Genomic DNA, 18,416 nt, shown 5'->3' with positions numbered 1-18,416 from the left:
ACTGTTCTCTTATTTTCTTAAATATAATCAACATGACTGACTCGGAATCCTTTTTTCTCTAGCTTAGCTATTAATTGCTTGAGCGCTTTATCATGTAATTCATCTGTAATATTGACAATCACCCGACGAATGTATTGATCTCCATTATCTAATGTCAATAGCCCCCCAATATGATACGATTTTAGCACTGTTCCTATCTCTTTCATCGTTCCTTTACAATCCTGCGTTGCAATTGTAAGTATATGCCCACCTGTTCGCATACCAAATGAATCTTCAATCACATCAAATATGTTAGAATGTGTTAATATCCCAACAAATTCACTATATTCATTCAAAACGGCTAGAAACGGCAGACGTCTAATCATATAAAACGCTCGAAAAAAAGAATCTTTTTCAAAAATAAATGCAGATTGATCCTCACATATGTCCTTTACATATATTCCGTTTCCTCCACCTCCACATTTTTGTTCTAGAATATCTACTTTATAAATGATTCCTTGAAAGTGTTTTTCATCTTCTGCTAACACAGGAATGGCCCGATATCCATTTTCATTCATTATACTTAGTGCTTTTTCTGCCGAATCATGGCTTTTACAAAAAAACACCTGCTGTTTCGGCAGAAAATGATATTTAACTCGCAAAATATGTTCCCCCTCACATTAACATGTAATCTATATATAATAAGGAGACCTATATTTTATGAGTAAAACTAATATTAAAACGCTTTCATTGCCTAGTTTATCAATAAGGAATATTTCACATTACCGAACTCTTTACCCCTTTAATCATTAACAACTTGACATGATAGTTCATTAAATATTCAAGTCCTTCTAACCATTTTTTTGTTTCTTCTGGTGTTTTTCCCCAAACAATCATTCCATAATTATGAACAAGAACAACGCCCCCGTCCTTTGTAAAGTTTGGAACACTCTCCTCTAATAAATCTGCAAATTCCTTTTCATTTTCTACAATCGGAATCGTTAGCTCTTCTATCCCTTCTGATCCAAAAATACGTTTCACACTCCCTTTTTCAAATGTTACTTCTCCTTCTTTCCCGTATAGCTCTGACATTAAATGGCTGTCTACTGTCTGAACTTGTAAAATGCATTCCGCATTACTTTTTTTATAAATATCAGCATGCATAAAGGATTCAATAGCCGGCTTTTGATCATTTTCAAAAACAGGCTCACACATACTGTTTACCACAATAAAATCTTCATCAACAAATAAACCTTTATCCTTTCCTTCTATGTTCACTAAAAATGTTAATGGTTCTTTTGATGTACACATAGACAAACTAATTTTTGTTCCATAAAACCAATCACGAAGTGCCAATTCCATCTTTACATTCTTTAATTCTTTCCATTTCTTTAAAAAAAATAACATTTCGTCACCCCCATGGTAATCCCACGATCATTTCTATGTAAAAAAGACTGTTTTTTGATTATTCCAAAAATTTAATTGAATTATTACATGAGAACGCTTTTTTGTCAATACGATTTCTCTATCTAGAAAAAGAGAGGATTCTATCAAGCCTAAAATAAAAAGCCCTTTCTCATAGGGCTTTTTTGTCCATCATTTGAAGGATTTGACTTTTTTCTTGCTCATTAATGACCCGCAGTTTCTGTAATATATGAGCATACAGTACTAATTTATTGTATATGCGTTCCGACATTCTCGTCCCCCTCTTTCCTCAAGTCAACTTTTTTTCATTGGTAAATTATATGAACAAGTTGGGAAAATGTGTCCATTTTTTTGCACAAATACAATTTTTCATGTGTAAATTCAATTTATATTTAACTAATCGTCCACCGAATATGATGTTTAGCGATCTCTTCTTCAAAACTATACGGCATTCTTTTATTACAAATTACATGTTGAATATGAGAAAACCCTGCAATTCGATAATTTCCTTTCACACTAATCTTCGTATGATCACAAAGAATGAATGTTTTTTCTGCTAATTGAATCATCGCCTCTGATAACTTCGCTTTTTCCAGTTCAAAACTTGATGCTCCGAAACTTGGTAATAATCCATCGATTGAAATAAAAGCCTTATGAAAATGGAATTGGCGAATCATCTGCTGTGAAATAGAACCTGATACACGAGAATGCTTTGGAGATACTTTCCCTCCAATAAAGAGTACTTCACCATGAAACATATTTTTATTAATAGAAGAAATCAATTGTGTTGCAACTGGAAAGGAACTTGTTACAATCGTTAAATTTTTCCGGTGTATGAGATAGGGAACCATTTGGAGTGGTGTACTTCCATCATCAATTACAATAACATCACCATCTTCCACAAACGTCGCTGCTTTATAGCCAATTCGCTTCTTCTCTTCTATATGTAACATTTCCCTTTCTAACATAGATGGTTCTGTACCTACTCCTGGCAATTGAACAGCACCACCGTACACCTTTTTTAACTTTTTTTCACGATCTAATTCTTCTAAATACCTGCGAATTGTTTCGGTTGATACAGAAAACTCTTTTGCTAGTTCGGACACTTTCACTTTTCCTTTAAACTCTACTTTTTCAAGAATAGTACGCTTTCTTTCTTCTCCAGCAACAGACATTCTTTCACCTCGTTTCTTTCACTTATATAGGCACCCTTTTCTCAGCTCTATATGCTGAATTCCTCTTATGCAAAATACGTTTTTTCATTTCAAAAGATAAATATTGTATGAAATCTAAATGTGCTTCTCGACAAGTTTTACTTGCACGCTTAAACAAAATACTTTCATCCAATTACAACTCCTTCAGAAATACAATCTACTAATTGATGAATATCACTTTCATACACATCACCAATATTCCCAATTCGGAATGTATCTACCTTTGAAATTTTTCCGGGATAAATAACAAATCCATGCTCTTTTAACTCCTCATATAACTGCTGAAATGTAAAACCTTCCCCTGGATATAGAAAAGATGTAATAATAGGAGACTGATATGCTTCATCTAACAATGGCTCAAACCCAACTTCTCTCATTCTCTTCACTAATACTTGTTGATTGTTACGGTAACGGGTATTTCGTGCTTTCACTCCCCCCTCTTCTTCTAACTCGAGCAAGGCTTGATAAAATGCACGTACAGTATGAGTTGGCGATGTAAAACGCCACTTCCCATTTTGAAGTTCCATTGTTTCCCACTGGTCATAAAGGTCTAATGATAAAGAGCGAGCCCTTCCTTTACATTGTTCTAACTCCGTACGCTTTGCAATGACAAATCCAAATCCTGGAACACCTTGAATACATTTATTTGCACTGCTAATCATAAAATCAATTTGTAAATCAGCAACATCCATTTCTACTCCGCCAAAACTACTCATAGCATCCACAATTGTAACTTTTCCATATTGTTTTCCTAACCGACATACATCAGCGATTGGATTGATTATTCCTGTTGTTGTTTCACAATGCACCACCGCAATATGCGTAATTTCCGAGTCTTTTTGTAATATCTCTTCTACTTCTGCAAGATTCGTTGGTTCCCATTCATTTGTATAACTCTCAACAACATTAATATGTAATGTTGTTGCTATTTGAACGATTCGCTTTCCATATGCTCCATTCGTACAAACAAGTAGCTTTCCTTCTTGTGGAATCACGGATCCAATAACTGATTCTACGGAGAATGTACCGCTTCCTTGCATGAAAACAGTTGTATAATATTCCTCTTCTTTCGTCGCCAATGATACAAGACGTTTTCGTATTTCTTGTACTAACTCGTTATATTCTGTATCCCATGTGCACCAATCGTATAGCATTACTTCCTTGACGGTTTTTGTTGTTGTTAATGGCCCTGGCGTTAATAATAAATAGTGATGATTCTTCATAATTTATGCTCCTTTCAAGAAATGATAAATTCTTGTTTTTCGATATATTCGATTACTTGAGGTAACTCTTTCATTGTTTCGATTACATAATGAGCGCCGCTTTCGATAAATCGCTTTCGGACAACTTCCATTCTCTCTTGAAGTGCTACCAAATCCATACTTTCAACTTCTTTTTCTGTCAATCCAAGTTCACTGCTACCAAGAATGACACCAACCGTCCACATTCCTGCATTTCTTCCTTCCTTCATGTCCGAAATTGTATCTCCAACTTTCACCATATGCTTCATTGGGTATACATTAAGTTGCATCGCATTCTGATAACACATCCATGGATACGGACGGCCAGCTGGGACATCATCTGGTGTAACAAGATAATCTGGTTCATATCCTTGCGCTTTTGCTTCTCTTGCCACAATATCCATCATTTCTCTTGTATAGCCTGTTGTGGAACCAATTTTAATTCCTTGACTTCGTAAATAAGTCACTACCTCTTTCACTCCAGAAATCGGCGTTGCATAACGCGGTAAAATGGAAAAGAGAATCTCTTCAAACTCTTCATACATTTCCTGAACATCTGCTTCCGTTGGTAACTGTCCAAAAACTCGCTCCCATTCTCCACGTATACGAGGCATTTCTGTTAATGCACGAACGTGATCAATTTTTAGTAATCCCATCGGCCTTCGTGCCTCTTCAGCCGTAATCATAACACCACGATTTTTAAAAATTTCCATAAACACTTCAAGTGGTGCAAAACATCCATAATCAACTGTTGTACCAGCCCAGTCAAAAATAACAGCCTCAATTTTCATATAATGTCCTCCTTTTTATCTTTTCTGCCATAATGATGTTCGCCTGCGAACAGCCTTTGTTCCCCATTCATAAATCGCTCTCACGACAATATTCGTTACAACAATTAACACACTCATCGCCGCTGCCGGCGCCACGTTTCCAGCATCGTCCATATTTACAATTGAAACAGCTGCTAATTTAAAATCAGCCGCATATAAAAAGACAACTGCTGACACTGTGACCATTGAATTCACAAAATAATACATCACCATTTCTAAAATTGCTGGTAAACACATCGGTACGGTCACTTTAAAAAACATTTTGTAAAAAGGAATGCTCAGCGATTGTGAAACAAGCTCAAACTCTCGATCTAGTTTCTTTAATGCTGTCGTCGCTGTAACAAATGTTACAGCGTAAAAATGAATAATATTTACCAGTACAAGAAGCGCAATCGTGCCATATAAAGAATGAAACGGATTTGTTACTTCCCACCCTAAAAATTGAAGAGTAGGCTGACTAAAGAAAAAGACATATCCAAGCCCCAGCACTAACCCTGGAATAGCTAGTGGAATAATAGAGAAAAAATACCCCACTTTTCTAAAAAACGCTAACTGCTGAATTTTTTCAATGATGTAAGCAAATACAAAAGTGACAATTGCTCCAATGACAGCTGTAATACATGAAACGATTACGCTATTTTTAAAAGCTTCTATTCCATCTCCTGTTAAACTTGAAAAATTGAAGTGTTCTAGTGTAAATGTCATGTTATACGGCCATACTTTCACACTTGCTGCAACTCCAACCGCGACAAATAATAGAATAATCATTAACGTAATGACGGTGCAGTACATAAATGAAATGATATCTCTTGTCTTATTTGGCGTGATCCGGTACGGTACGGCTTTGGAAGATAAAAAGGTTTCCTGTTTTCTATGCGTAATCCGATCCACCATAAAAGCAAATATGGCTGGAAGTAACAATATCATTCCAACAGTTGCCCCCATCGGCATATTCTGTTGTCCAATGACTTGTTTATAAACATCCGTCGCAAGCACATTATACTGCCCTCCTACAATTTTAGGAGCGCCAAAATCAGTAAAACTCAGTGTAAATACAACGAACATAGCGCTAACTAATCCATATTTTACCCCAGGCAATGTAACAGAAAAAAACTGTTTCACCTTGCTCGCACCTAGCATATTTGATGCTTCATGTAATCGGTAATCAGCTCCTTGAAACGCAATGAACAAAATAAGGAACGCTTGTGGAAATGTGTAAATAACTTCAGCGATCGTAATTCCAACAGGACCATACAACGGAATCTGAATCCCTTCAAATAAACCAAATAGCCCCTTTGTTACTAATCCTTGATTTCCAAATAAATATGTAAGTGCGATACCATGCAACATCGTCGGCGCGAATAATGGTAACAATGCAATGTATTGAAATATTCGCTTCCCCAAAACGTTGGTCCTTGCAATTGCATAAGCATACATAAAAGCAAGTGTAACGGAAATTACTGTTGTCATTCCTGAAATCCAAACCGTATTCTGTAAAGATTGAATTAACGTTGGTGTTGTAAAATATTTACTAAAATTTGCAACGCCAACAAATGTACCATCTTTATCATAGAAAGCTTGTGTAAACAGTTGTAGCAGCGGTAAAACAAGCATGATTAGAAAGGCTACAAGCACGCCAAAAATGAGCAACCTTTGTAACCTCTCTTCCTTCCCAATACTTCGCTTGACTTTTTTTTCAGAAATTTCTATTTTGTGATTTTCTAACATGTCCATCTAAACAACGACCTTCTTTCCATACGACAGCATATGCTTCTCTGAAAAAGTGATTTGTAAAGTCGTCCCTTTTTGAATGCGCTGTTTTTCGGCTACAGACGCTAATATATCAACAACAACTCTCTCATTATAAAGATGTGTCTCCTCTTCGATTACACGTACTTCCGCTCGATATACAGATCCTCGAAATTCCATATTTTCGACAACTGTTTTCAATCCATTCTCCTTCACAACCATTATATGTTCAGGACGAATGGCTTGACTTCTATCATTTTGCGAAAAGAAATTGATAGAACCAATAAAGTCTGCTACAAACGGATTAGCTGGTTTTTGATAAATCTCCTCTGGTGTTCCAATTTGCATAATCTCAGCATGATTCATGACAACAATTTTATCAGCCATTGTCAATGCTTCTTCTTGATCATGTGTCACCATAATTGTTGTCACACCTACTTTTTCTTGCAATTCTCGCATTTCCCTGCGCAATTTCTCACGCACTTTTGCATCAAGTGCAGACAATGGCTCATCAAGCAACAGAATATCTGGAGACAGCGCAAGTGCGCGTGCAAGTGCCACTCGTTGCTGTTGTCCACCAGACATTTGAGCAGGATATTTATCTTTCACATTCAACAAATCAACAAGCTCTAATGCCTCTATTGCTTTTCGCTTGATTTCTAGTTTTGGATATCGTTTCGCTTTCAAACCATACTCAATATTTTCAAGTGCAGTTAAATTCGGAAATAACGCATAGGATTGAAAGACCATTCCTACATTTCGTTTTCCAGGAGGCAACGCCGTTATATCTTTTCCGTTAATCGTAATACTACCTACTGTAGGTTCTTCTAAACCAGCCAAAATTCGAAGTAATGTCGTTTTCCCGCAACCACTCGGTCCAAGTAAACAAACAAATTCATTCTTTTTCACTGTAAAAGAAATATCTTTTAATGCCGTAAATGTATCAAACTGTTTTTGAATATGTTGAATGGATAAATATTCGCTCATTTTCTTCTCTCCCACTTACTTTTTCGCTTCTGCTTTTTGTCCAAACTCTTTTTCCCAGCGCTCTAAGATTTTATCTCGATTTTCAGCAACCCATTTAAAATCATTCTCTCTATACAACTTATCGGTCACATTTTTTGGAAAACCATCTGGAAGTTTATAATCATTTTTAATTGTTGCAAATCCATTTTTCTCAAAATATAATTTCATAACATCATCTGTAATGGCCCAGTCTAAAAAGGCTTTGGCAAGCTTTTCATTTTTAGCGTCCTCTTTCTTAATGAGTGCATTTGCTTCTACTTCCCAGCCTAGACCTTCTTTTGGAAGAACGACTTCAATCGGAGCACCTTTTTGTTTCTCCTTCAAACCGCTATAAATCATAGATACACCGACAGGATGCTCCCCAGCACCTGCTAATTTTGCCGGTTTTGAACCAGAATGCGTATAAGTTGCTATATTCTCATGAAGTTTCTTCATGTAAGCCCATCCCTTCTCTTCACCCATGATTTGCAACCATGCAGACACTGTTAGAAATCCTGTGCCTGAAGAAGCTGGGTGCGGCATCACAAGCGTTCCTTTATATTCTGGTTTTGTTAAATCTTCGTATGATGCTGGCATCGGTAATTTTTTCTTTTTCAATTCCTCTTTATTCACTGCAATGCCTGTCATAAAAGCTGTATTTCCAACCCATTTCTCCGGCTTTTTATCATCTTTAAATTGAGGAAGAACACGATCTACACCTTTTGGAGAATACTCTTTTAACATTTCTTTCTTATCTAAAGCAAGAAGACTAGACGCTGCCATTCCCCATACGACATCCGCATTTGTATTTTTTCCTTCTGCTAACAATTTCGCTGTAATAACTCCCGTTGAATCACGAACGATATTTAATTTCACATCCGGATATTTTTTTTTAAAAGAGTTAAGATAAGTTGGTACAAGCTCTTCTTCAATCGCTGTGTAAACAGTTAATGTCCCAGACAATTTATCATCCTTTGCTTTCGCATCAGCAGTGGCTTCTTTTTTTGCAGCTCCACAGCCCATTAATAAAGAAAATGTCATCGCCGCTGTCACCGCTTTACAAAACATTTTTTTCACTGTTTCCCTCTCCTTTAACTTTTCTTATGTACAATTCAAATATAAACTATTAGTGTAAAAGGAGTATTAAACCAACATTAATCTTTTGTTTGTTGTGTCTATTTGTGCAATACGTTGCTACTTCAATGTTCTTCCGGACTTTTTCGTCAATTTAAAACAATAAATTTACAAATAATTAAAAAAACATTTAAAATCCCACAAAAAAATGAGGCATTTGTAAAAAATGTCCCATAATAAAAACAATATTTGTAAAAGAGCCCACCCACGGCAGGCTCTTAAAAGTCCAATTCATAAGCACTACGAATCAACAGAGGATAAACCTCCACTAATTAAAGTTTCGCTTTATTTTTGCTTCCCTTTTTTTGAATTACGATTCGCATATTTCGCTGGATTTTCATTTTCATATTCTAATGCAAACTCTGCATCGGGCAAACTTTCTTTTGGTGTTTTATTATGATTGACTGCTGCATGTTGTTTTACTTTTCGCTTTACCATACATTTCAGCCTCCTTATGAAAAGTCTTTACTCTAATAGATTAAGGAGACTACTTCATTTTATAACTGGGAAGTGTTAACATGTACAAAATACTATACTCGCGGAAAGACTATATATGATTGTGCTCATTATAAAAAAAGGAAGGATTACTTTGAAGAAAGCATCAAAAATTCAATCACCAATTTTAGACGAAACGCTTCCGCATCAAATAAACTTTCCGTCCTATAAAGGAAGCGGAAAAAAGATGCAAGAGCCTTTTACTAATCAATATGGTGTTGTCATTGGGGACAGTCAATACAATTCACCAAACAGTCCTCTTAATCATTGGAGCGATGACATTGACCCTGCTATTATGGCCGGTGAAGAGTGGATCCACCCAACGAATGACATCGGATGGATTTCAGAAGAAAACCAAAAGTTATTAAAAAATAAAACCCAAAAAACAGAAGATATATTTATGCATCCACAATTTGGGATTCACGATTAAAAAAACCATTCTGCCTCCTTAGGTAGAATGGTTTCAAGTTATCCAATGATAATTCGTTCTTTCGGATATTTATAGCGTGGCGGCTGTTCTCTTCCACCGCTTGCTAAAATAAAGGTTAAAATCCCTACACGTCCAATAAACATAAGAACAATTAGGACACATTTTCCAACAGTTGTTAAATCTGATGTGATACCAGTCGATAAACCGGTCGTTCCAAAGGCTGAGCAAACTTCAACAATTAATTTCATAAGTGGTGCTGTTTCTGTAATAGATAAAATAAATAATGCTGAGGCACATAATAAAATGCCCATCGTCATCACAACAGATGCTTTTAAAATATCTTCCTCATGTAATTGGCGTTTAAAAATACGCACCGTTCTTCCACCTTTTGCAAATGAATATAAAGAAAGAATGTTAACTGCAAAAGTTGTTGTACGTATTCCCCCTCCAACTGAACTTGGCGAAGCACCGATAAACATTAACACACTCATAAATAGTAGTGTTGGTTGTGACAAGTCCCTTATATCCATTGTCGCTAATCCACCACTTCTTGTCGTTACAGATTGAAACAATGCATAAAACAATGTTTCATGCCATGACTTTCCCGTGAAAAATCGGTCCTGCTCTAATAAAATAATGACGATCGTACCAACAACAATAAGCGCAAAAAATGTCGTAGTCGTTAATTTTGTAAATAATGAAAAGCGGAACAATTGATGTTTCCTCTTACTTATGTACTGCTTTATTTCCATTAATACCGGAAAACCGATTGCTCCTAAAATAATCAATAGCATATGAATGATTTGTACAATATAATCCTTTTGATAAGGGATAAGCGATTGACCTGTTAAATCAAACCCACCATTTGTTGTCGCACTAATTGCAGCAAAAAAACCATGAAAATAGGCTTCTTGCCATGTTGAAAAATAATTTAAAAACCTCGTTCCTAAAAGAAGCGCACCGACGAGTTCTATTGAAATAATGACAATCAAAATAGATCGCATCAATTCAACAAGGCCAGATAAATTTCCTTGGTTATGGTCGGCCATAATTAATCGTCTACGTTGTAAACCAATTTTTTTACCTGTTAAAATCCAAAGAAACGTTCCAAGCGCCATAATTCCTAAACCGCCTAATTGTAAAACGAACGCTAAAACAATAATACCCACTGTATTAAATGTATCGGGAATTGAAACAACCGAAAGCCCTGTAACACTTACAGCACTAACCGATGTAAACAGTGCATCTATAAACGTCCACTTTACCCCCGGTTTAATAACAAAGGGCATACTTAAGAGAATTACCGAGACAATGACTGCTATAAAATAAAAGAAAACGATAAGCTGCACTGGTCGTAATTTTTGTAAAAATTTCTTTATACCTTTCATTCCATCACTTCGCTACCTTTTTCCATCAATTAAATAAAGAAAAATTATTTTCCTCTCCCTGTTTGTTCCTAATATACGTAGTACATCTCTACTGCACCGCGACTAACAATAAACACATCACATATCATATCATTTTCCAATAGCGAATAACAAGGTATACTCTTTCCTTTACTTCAAAACAAACTCTCACTTTTGCCGTTTTTTGATTATACTTCTATATTCGTTTCGTTCCTTTCATCCCGCTATTTTAGGACAGTAAAGCTCTCATAGTAAAAGTAAAGAACCACATGCTAATGTAAAATACTTCACTGTTCATCATGTCATAGAAAAAATCCAGCTAGCTACCGTTAGCTGGATTTTTTCACTTTATTGAGAGCGCTCTTCAAGCCATTCCCCAATGGTTGGATATGTTTGTTTTACAGCTGTTCCACCATATACGATAGACATATGTCCTGTCGGCAAGCAAACATATTGTTTATCCACACTAGAAATATGTTCTAACAATGCTTCTACTTGACACGGTAAAGCAATGTGATCACGTCTAGCAGAAATGTTTAATACATTTGCCTTAATGTTTTTTAAATCCACTTTTTGTCCTCGAATAACAAGCTCACCTTTTACTAGTTTATTCTTTTGATAAAAGTCACGAATCCATTGTCTATATGCTTCTCCTGGGAATGGAATTCCATCTCCCACCCATTTTTGAACCAGCTTCCAGCTTGTTACAAACTTTTCGTTTTCTGATCGATCCAGTAATGCTACATACGGCCCTACAAAATTTGTAACTGGTTTTAACATTTTATTTCCGAAATCAATCATCTCTGGAGGTATATTTCCAAATGTATCAACAGCTTTATCTAAGTTAAAATATTTTTCATCTAATAAAGGACCATATAATCCTGTATTAGAAAAATCAAACGGACTTGTCATAAAAATTAAATTGCGAATCGGCATGTGCGGATGAAGTGCTGCATAAATAGAAGTTAACGTTCCGCCCATGCAATAACCTAATAATGAAATCTCGTCCGATTTTGCAGTTCGCATTACCTTCTTCACTGCTTTTGCAATATAGTCGAATACGAAATCATCAAATTTCAAATGACGATCCTCTAAGCCAAATGTTCCCCAGTCTAACATATACACATCAAAACCACGATCTACTAAATATTCTACCAAGCTGTTTCCTGGTGTTAAATCCATAATATACGGCTTATTGATTAAAGCATATATTAATAAAATAGGAACTGAATGTGTCGTTTCCTGCTTTGGAATATAACGATATAATTTCGCTTTGTTCTTTGTCCAAATGACCTCTTTCGGCGTTAAACCAACTTGCGGTTCCGGTTCGCGCAATAAAACCTCACTTGCTCTCTTCAAACGACGATATGCATTTCGATACTCTTCTGGGTATAACTCCAATTGTTTTTCCCATTCAGTTACGAATGTAGTCATTTTTCTATCTCCCTTTTCGATTAATTTCCTTCTTCAAAAAAGAAGTGCACTCCTGCTATGGATATGCACTTTTTTCTCGCTTCATTACATATATAATCCGCCATTAATATTTAATTGCTGCCCTGTAATATATGCTCCATCTCGGCACAGATACACAACGCCTTTTGCAATTTCATCCGCTTGTCCAAATCGTTTCTTTGGAATCTTCGCAACGATTTGCTCACGAACATTTTCCGGTACTTCTGCAACCATCTCAGTATCAATAAAACCTGGGCAGATTGCATTTACTGTTACATTTGTTTTCGCAAGCTCTAACGCTAACGATTTGGTAAATCCTATCATACCTGCTTTCGCAGCGGCATAGTTCGTTTGACCGAATCCGCCTGCTTGTCCAATAATAGAAGAAATACTAATAATCCTTCCACCTTCAGACTCTGTTATGTAAGGAAGCGCTGCGCTTGTTGTGTTGAATACACTACTTAAGTTCACATCAATGACGCGCTCCCAATCTTCACGATTCAACTTTTTAAACGTACGATCTCTTGTAATACCAGCATTATTAACTAAAATATCTACTTTACCAAAGTGATTCACAGTTTCATCTACAAGGCGCTTTGCATCTTCTAACTTTGAAACATCAGCTTGAACTGCATATACATCATGACCCTCTGTTCCTAGCTCATTTACAAGATTTTCAGCTGCTTCTTTACTGCTATTGTAATTCATAACAACCTTTACTCCTTCTTTTGCTAAAGCCACCGTAATTGCTTTCCCAATTCCTTTTGCTCCGCCTGTTACAATTGCAACTTTTCCATTTAATTGAGTCATTTCTTTTCCCCCTTTAATGAATTGTGAACAATAGTTAATAACTCCATTTGGTACTTATTCAAAAAATCCTATATATAGTATGTTTTCGCCGTTTACACAATCTCAAGAAAGTTCTCCCCATCTTTTTTGAAATTGATAAACAAGGCGCCTATTCCTTATTTTTTATTTTCTGGTTTCACTTGTGCTTTTGTCTCTTCCTTCACAGGGTCTTGTAATTTTGCTAATGTTTCATTTTGTTTTTCTAATAATTCTAAAATTTTATCAACTTTATTTTCTAAAGTTCGAATGTCTTGTTTCACTTTTGTCACATCACGTTTTAGCGTAGGAGATTGGCCTAAAGTTTCTGCTTTTTCCTCTAGAATTTCCTCAATGTTATCAACCTTATTTTCCAAGTTAATAACAAGTGTTGCTACCCTAGCAATGTCTTCTTGAGTCGGTATGTTTACTTTTTCTAAATAGCCCTTCGTTACATCATTTAACATTTTCTGATAAAACAAGTTCAAATCTAGAACGCTTCCCATCCAAGCAGAATACTCTTCTGTTTTGATTGTTTCATTTAATGCTTTTCCCCAAAACGTTTCTGTTTTTTCATAAACCTCTTTCCATGTTTGCAGTGGATCAAATTTTTGATCAATCACTTCTCCTACACTCCTTTATTCGTTTTTGAAACAATTCAACCTATTCACTATTTTCTGATATTATGAAAAAAACTTCAAGTCTGTATTTTACTTTTTTATTCCAATAAATGTATTGACATGAGAAACAGATAGGTGTAAATTGCACTTATAAGCAAAAAATTCCATCTAACTGATTCATGAGGTGATGTACAATCATGCTACATAATGAACCAGACCAACAAGAAAGTATTGAAAAAATCTCAGCAAAACAACCAAACTCCATGCCAAAAAACTTCTTAGTTCCCTTCTTACTTCTCTGTCTGAAAGACTGGAGTCTTCACGGTTACAAACTCATTCAAATGCTAATGGACATCGGCTTTTCTTCTATCGATCAAGGTAATGTTTATCGAACATTACGCAAATTAGAAAAAGAAAATCTTATTTCTTCAACTTGGGATACAAGTGAAGGAGGGCCAGCAAAACGTATCTACTCTTTAACGGAATATGGAGAGCAATATTTAGCAACATGCGCGACCTCTTTTGAACATTACCAAAATATGTTGCGAACATTTTTCACTTTATACACCAATGCATTCTTTCCGTTTTCTACTTCTCCAGACAAGGATGAAAAAAATTCTTCATCTTCACCTGGTGGTACAGCAGAATAATCTGCGTTCACAATATGTAAAAAAACATTTGGAGGTCAAACTATGGAAACTAAACCATATGAACTTATCGATGCATTTTGGAAAAATTGGTCACATTCGCTTTCCCTTTTTTCTTCAGCGGGAAAACAATTAGAACAACTTACATTAGAAATATTAAAACAACAACAAGACGCTTTGCATAAACTAACAGCAGGAGTTGACGAACTAGAAAAAGAACTTCAACAATTCACTGCTCAATGGAACAGCCAATATACAGAATATGTGAACCAACTTACAGGCAATTCTCTAAATGATCAAATTCATGAGTGGCAAGAAAAATGGAATGAACTCTCTAACCACATTCATCAACTTACTGTTTCTCCTACAAAAACATCACTGTCTATTCTTACACAAACAAGCGGTCAATTCGAGGAAACAACAAAACAATTTATTGAGCAACATCAACTTCAGCGTGAGGAACTTCAAAAACAATTAGATGATTTTTTGATGGAGTTCAAGTCTACACAACTGGAACTTGTAAAAAAGTTCGAGGAAAACTCCAAAAATCTATTTACTTCCATCAAATAAGAAAAATGTGGCAGCTTACTGCTAAACAAACAAAACTCTTTCTTCCTCCTATTGCATCTAGATGGCTTACATTTTTCGATATGGAAAAGAAGGAGGATCACATGAATCTATTTCAAGAAGCACAATCCGTTCAAGAGCTTCAGTACGATGAGATTCAAGTTGGCGATCAAGCTTCATTAACCAAAACGATTACAAATGAAGATATCCTTGCTTTTGCAAAATTAACTGGGGACGTCAACCCCATTCATATTCTAGATTCCTTTGCAAAAACAACAATCTTCAAAGAGCGTATCGCACATGGAATGCTTGTTTCAGGTTTTATTTCTACTGTTCTCGGTACGCAATTGCCAGGTAAAAATACCATCTATTTATCGCAAAATGTTTCATTTCGTGCACCTGTAAAAATTGGTGATACATTACGCGTTATAGTAGAAGTGATAAAAAAACGTGATGATAAAAAAATCATTACATTGCAAACAAACATATATAACCAATCAAATGTTATTGTTGTCGAAGGAACTGCAACGATACTCAAAAAGGAGTAGCAAATGAGCTACTCCTTTTGTATATCCAAGAACTACTAATCCCTCCGATTACTTCCGCGTATGACTGGCTCTATAACACATACAATAACGATACCAGTTACCAAACTGGATTATAGACAAGGATGTGTGTATAAATGGTAAAAACAAATAAATTACTTGTTCCTGGTGCTGAACAAGCGCTGGAACAATTCAAATACGAAATTGCGCAAGAGTTCGGCGTAAACTTAGGATCGAATACAGTTGCTCGTGCTAATGGATCTGTCGGTGGCGAAGTAACAAAACGTCTTGTTTCTTTAGCACAACAACAATTGCGTGGATAATTTTATACTGTTTGGATTTAGAAGGCAGAGATTCTGCCTTTTTCTTTTTAGACATACATTATATTTCTTCTTCACATACTACAGAGAGCACACTGAAAGGACAGATGTACATGAAACAGATTAATATGAAAATGAGCCCACCTCGTGTACTCATTTTATCTTTTATAATGCTCTCCATTGCTGGAACATGCTTATTAAAACTCCCCGTTTCAACAACAACTTCTATTTCATGGCTAGATGCTTTATTTACAACTGTTTCTGCCTGTACCGTTACTGGACTAGGTGTTGTAGATACAGGGAAAATATTCACTACATTTGGACAATGTGTCATTTTATTTCTCATTCAAGTCGGTGGACTAGGTATTATGAGCTTTGCCGTATTCATTGCGATTATGTTAGGAAGAAAAATTGGACTTCAAAACCGAATATTACTCCAACAAGCATTAAATCAAACGAATATTGGCGGTGTAATCGGCCTTGTCAAATCTTTGTTTATATTTTCGTTTACAGTTGAGTGTATCGCAGCTCTTTTTCTTTCGTTCGAATGGATTCCTAAATATGGTATAAAGAAAGGGGTCTATTATAGTTTGTTTCACTCCATTTCTGCATTTAATAATGCCGGTTTTTCCATCTGGAGTAACAATTTAATGTCTCAATCTCACAGTATTCTTGTGAATATTGTTATTTCGACTTTAATTATTTTAGGAGGGATGGGTTTTACAGTCATCGTGGACATAAAACGAAAAAAGAGTTTTAAAACCCTGACCTTACATTCTAAACTTATGCTCTCTTCTACTCTTATAATTAATATTATTGCAACACTTTTAATTTTTATATTTGAATTTCATAATTCTATCTCCATGAAAGGATTTACACCATTTGAAGAAACATTAGCTGCCTACTTTCAAGCCATTTCGACACGCACTGCTGGTTTTAATACAGTTGATATCGCACAGCTCTCCACCCCCTCTCTTTTACTCATGATGCTACTTATGTTTATCGGAGCTGGTAGTGCATCTACGGGAGGTGGTATTAAATTAACAACCTTTTTAATTATGTTATTTGGTGTATTTAAGTTCCTTCAAGAACAAGATGATATTGTTATTTTTAAAAAATCGATAAAAGATACTCTTATCGTTAAATCTTTAACAATTACTGTCATATCCATTTCATTTATTTTCTTTTCCATACTTATTTTAAGCATTACTGAACAAACCCCTCTTTTCATGAGTGCATTCGAAGTTTTTTCGGCATTTGGAACCGTTGGATTAAGCATGGGACTTACACCGCAGCTAACGGTCATTGGAAAATTTATTATTATATTTATGATGTTTTTTGGAAAGATGGGTCCACTAACACTAGCCTTTTCCTTTGCACGTAAAAAGCAAAAAAAAATAAAATATCCAAACGAAGATCTTTTAACAGGTTGACAACCAATTCCATCCCTCATATAATATAACTACAATAACATATCTCCAAAGGGGAGTAGCGTCCAAGAAATAATTCTTGGAAACAAAGTCGTCATTACGTAGAACTTAGTTCTTCCGGCTTTGTTGGCATTTTCATTACATATGTCTAGCAAGACCTTTGCCTACCAACGGCAGAGGTCTTTTTTGCATTCTTTTCCAGATTCTTCTACCGCTGATAGGTAGGAGTATGGGGAAACTAAACTGTGGGGATTTTCGTCACTCGTTTAGGATTTATACAAATGAGAGGAGAATGTGTATGGATGTATCATTACTTTTGGAGTACAGCTGGGTATTACTTATTTTAATTGCATTAGAAGGGATTTTAGCAGCAGATAATGCACTTGTTCTTGCCATTATGGTAAAACATTTACCCGAAGAAAAACGAAAAAAAGCATTATTTTATGGATTAGCTGGTGCTTTCATATTTCGCTTTGGATCACTGTTTATCATTTCTTTCTTAGTTGATGTATGGCAAGTGCAGGCGCTAGGTGCCATTTATTTAATGTTTATTGCAGGTAACCATTTGTTCAAAACTTATATGAGAAAGCATACAAATGAAGAAACGAAGAAAAAAGATGCAAACATAAAGAAAAAACAAGAAAACTTTTGGTGGACGGTATTTAAAGTCGAAGTTGCTGATATCGCATTTGCAGTTGATTCTATTTTAGCTGCTGTTGCATTGGCAATGACTTTACCAAAAACAGGATTAGGTACAATCGGCAGCCTCGATACTGGTCAATTCCTTGTTATTTTTGCCGGCGGTATAATTGGTCTAATCATTATGCGATTTGCTGCTTCTGCTTTCGTACACTTATTAAAACGGAAGCCAGGACTAGAAACAGCTGCCTTCTTGATTGTTGGTTGGGTTGGGGTAAAACTTGCTGTTTACACCTTAGCACACCCAACTTTAGGGATTCTCCCTCATTCATTCCCTGAATCTGCTCCATGGAAAATTGGATTCTGGATTGTACTAGTTGGAATTGCAGCTGGTGGTTGGTTCTTCTCCAAAGATACAAAAACAAACACTATACAAAAGAATTTTGATGAAAAAGCGTTGTAA

Annotated in this window: 20 protein-coding genes and 1 riboswitch; of the genes, 7 read left to right on the top strand and 13 right to left on the bottom strand. The window is 35.7% G+C overall.

Annotation, left to right across the window (positions count from 1 at the left end):
- Window positions 1–17: 17 nt before the first annotated feature.
- The 9 genes from cbpA to MR059_RS00165 form a co-directional block, all read right to left on the bottom strand.
- Window positions 18–641: a cyclic di-AMP binding protein CbpA gene (gene cbpA / locus MR059_RS00205; RefSeq protein ID WP_011984135.1), complete on the bottom strand. Its 624-nt coding sequence runs from the start codon at window positions 639–641 to the stop codon at window positions 18–20.
- 115 nt (window positions 642–756) lie between these two features.
- The gene (locus MR059_RS00200; protein WP_011984134.1) at window positions 757–1,386 is read right to left on the bottom strand and encodes a class II aldolase/adducin family protein; all 630 of its coding nucleotides are present in this window, start codon (window positions 1,384–1,386) and stop codon (window positions 757–759) included.
- Between the two features lie 410 nt (window positions 1,387–1,796).
- Entirely contained in the window at window positions 1,797–2,579 is a 783-nt protein-coding gene (locus MR059_RS00195) for a DeoR/GlpR family DNA-binding transcription regulator (protein ID WP_011984132.1), read from the bottom strand.
- A 164-nt stretch (window positions 2,580–2,743) separates the two neighbouring features.
- Window positions 2,744–3,841, bottom strand: coding sequence for a 2-aminoethylphosphonate--pyruvate transaminase (gene phnW, locus MR059_RS00190; protein ID WP_011984131.1), 1,098 nt, complete (start codon window positions 3,839–3,841; stop codon window positions 2,744–2,746).
- A 14-nt stretch (window positions 3,842–3,855) separates the two neighbouring features.
- Window positions 3,856–4,650, bottom strand: a complete 795-nt coding sequence (phnX, locus tag MR059_RS00185; protein ID WP_011984130.1) for a phosphonoacetaldehyde hydrolase — start codon at window positions 4,648–4,650, stop codon at window positions 3,856–3,858.
- A gap of 15 nt (window positions 4,651–4,665) precedes the next feature.
- The gene (locus MR059_RS00180) at window positions 4,666–6,423 is read right to left on the bottom strand and encodes a putative 2-aminoethylphosphonate ABC transporter permease subunit (protein ID WP_242161371.1); all 1,758 of its coding nucleotides are present in this window, start codon (window positions 6,421–6,423) and stop codon (window positions 4,666–4,668) included.
- Window positions 6,424–7,425, bottom strand: coding sequence for an ATP-binding cassette domain-containing protein (locus MR059_RS00175; RefSeq protein ID WP_011984128.1), 1,002 nt, complete (start codon window positions 7,423–7,425; stop codon window positions 6,424–6,426).
- 15 nt (window positions 7,426–7,440) lie between these two features.
- A complete protein-coding gene (locus MR059_RS00170; RefSeq protein WP_041809548.1) occupies window positions 7,441–8,520 on the bottom strand; it encodes a putative 2-aminoethylphosphonate ABC transporter substrate-binding protein in 1,080 nt (359 codons plus the stop codon).
- Window positions 8,521–8,862: 342 nt separating this feature from the next.
- Entirely contained in the window at window positions 8,863–9,015 is a 153-nt protein-coding gene (locus tag MR059_RS00165; RefSeq protein WP_011984126.1) for a hypothetical protein, read from the bottom strand.
- A 151-nt stretch (window positions 9,016–9,166) separates the two neighbouring features.
- Between MR059_RS00165 and MR059_RS00160 the strand changes: the two genes are divergently transcribed.
- Window positions 9,167–9,502 carry a DUF3905 domain-containing protein gene (locus tag MR059_RS00160; protein WP_011984125.1) on the top strand — a complete coding sequence of 112 codons (336 nt, stop codon included), beginning with the start codon at window positions 9,167–9,169 and terminating at the stop codon, window positions 9,500–9,502.
- A 38-nt stretch (window positions 9,503–9,540) separates the two neighbouring features.
- Here MR059_RS00160 and MR059_RS00155 read toward each other — a convergent pair whose 3' ends face one another.
- The 4 genes from MR059_RS00155 to phaR form a co-directional block, all read right to left on the bottom strand.
- Window positions 9,541–10,890 (bottom strand): TrkH family potassium uptake protein, encoded by a 1,350-nt coding sequence (locus tag MR059_RS00155; protein WP_011984124.1) that lies wholly within the window; start codon window positions 10,888–10,890, stop codon window positions 9,541–9,543.
- A 366-nt stretch (window positions 10,891–11,256) separates the two neighbouring features.
- Window positions 11,257–12,342, bottom strand: a complete 1,086-nt coding sequence (gene phaC, locus MR059_RS00150; protein ID WP_048722401.1) for a class III poly(R)-hydroxyalkanoic acid synthase subunit PhaC — start codon at window positions 12,340–12,342, stop codon at window positions 11,257–11,259.
- Window positions 12,343–12,426: 84 nt separating this feature from the next.
- Window positions 12,427–13,170: an acetoacetyl-CoA reductase gene (locus tag MR059_RS00145; protein WP_011984122.1), complete on the bottom strand. Its 744-nt coding sequence runs from the start codon at window positions 13,168–13,170 to the stop codon at window positions 12,427–12,429.
- 155 nt (window positions 13,171–13,325) lie between these two features.
- Window positions 13,326–13,808 carry a polyhydroxyalkanoic acid synthase subunit PhaR gene (phaR, locus tag MR059_RS00140; RefSeq protein WP_011984121.1) on the bottom strand — a complete coding sequence of 161 codons (483 nt, stop codon included), beginning with the start codon at window positions 13,806–13,808 and terminating at the stop codon, window positions 13,326–13,328.
- Between the two features lie 194 nt (window positions 13,809–14,002).
- Between phaR and phaQ the strand changes: the two genes are divergently transcribed.
- The 6 genes from phaQ to MR059_RS00110 all read left to right on the top strand — a co-directional run bounded on the left by phaQ (window position 14,003) and on the right by MR059_RS00110 (window position 18,416).
- A complete protein-coding gene (gene phaQ, locus MR059_RS00135; protein WP_011984120.1) occupies window positions 14,003–14,455 on the top strand; it encodes a poly-beta-hydroxybutyrate-responsive repressor in 453 nt (150 codons plus the stop codon).
- A gap of 42 nt (window positions 14,456–14,497) precedes the next feature.
- A complete protein-coding gene (gene phaP, locus MR059_RS00130) occupies window positions 14,498–15,022 on the top strand; it encodes a polyhydroxyalkanoic acid inclusion protein PhaP (protein WP_087094655.1) in 525 nt (174 codons plus the stop codon).
- Between the two features lie 101 nt (window positions 15,023–15,123).
- Entirely contained in the window at window positions 15,124–15,567 is a 444-nt protein-coding gene (locus MR059_RS00125) for a MaoC family dehydratase (RefSeq protein WP_011984118.1), read from the top strand.
- 134 nt (window positions 15,568–15,701) lie between these two features.
- A complete protein-coding gene (locus MR059_RS00120) occupies window positions 15,702–15,887 on the top strand; it encodes an alpha/beta-type small acid-soluble spore protein (RefSeq protein WP_011984117.1) in 186 nt (61 codons plus the stop codon).
- Between the two features lie 110 nt (window positions 15,888–15,997).
- On the top strand, window positions 15,998–17,317 hold the full coding sequence (locus MR059_RS00115) for a TrkH family potassium uptake protein (RefSeq protein ID WP_048722395.1): 1,320 nt from the start codon (window positions 15,998–16,000) through the stop codon (window positions 17,315–17,317).
- Between the two features lie 38 nt (window positions 17,318–17,355).
- A riboswitch (yybP-ykoY riboswitch) is annotated at window positions 17,356–17,530 on the top strand.
- Between the two features lie 82 nt (window positions 17,531–17,612).
- Entirely contained in the window at window positions 17,613–18,416 is an 804-nt protein-coding gene (locus tag MR059_RS00110) for a TerC family protein (RefSeq protein ID WP_011984115.1), read from the top strand.

The organism is Bacillus cereus group sp. BfR-BA-01522 (assembly GCF_022662635.1).
Lineage (GTDB): Bacteria > Bacillota > Bacilli > Bacillales > Bacillaceae_G > Bacillus_A > Bacillus_A cytotoxicus.
Note: the sequence above shows the minus strand (reverse complement) of the source record. Positions and strands in the feature narration are given on the sequence as shown.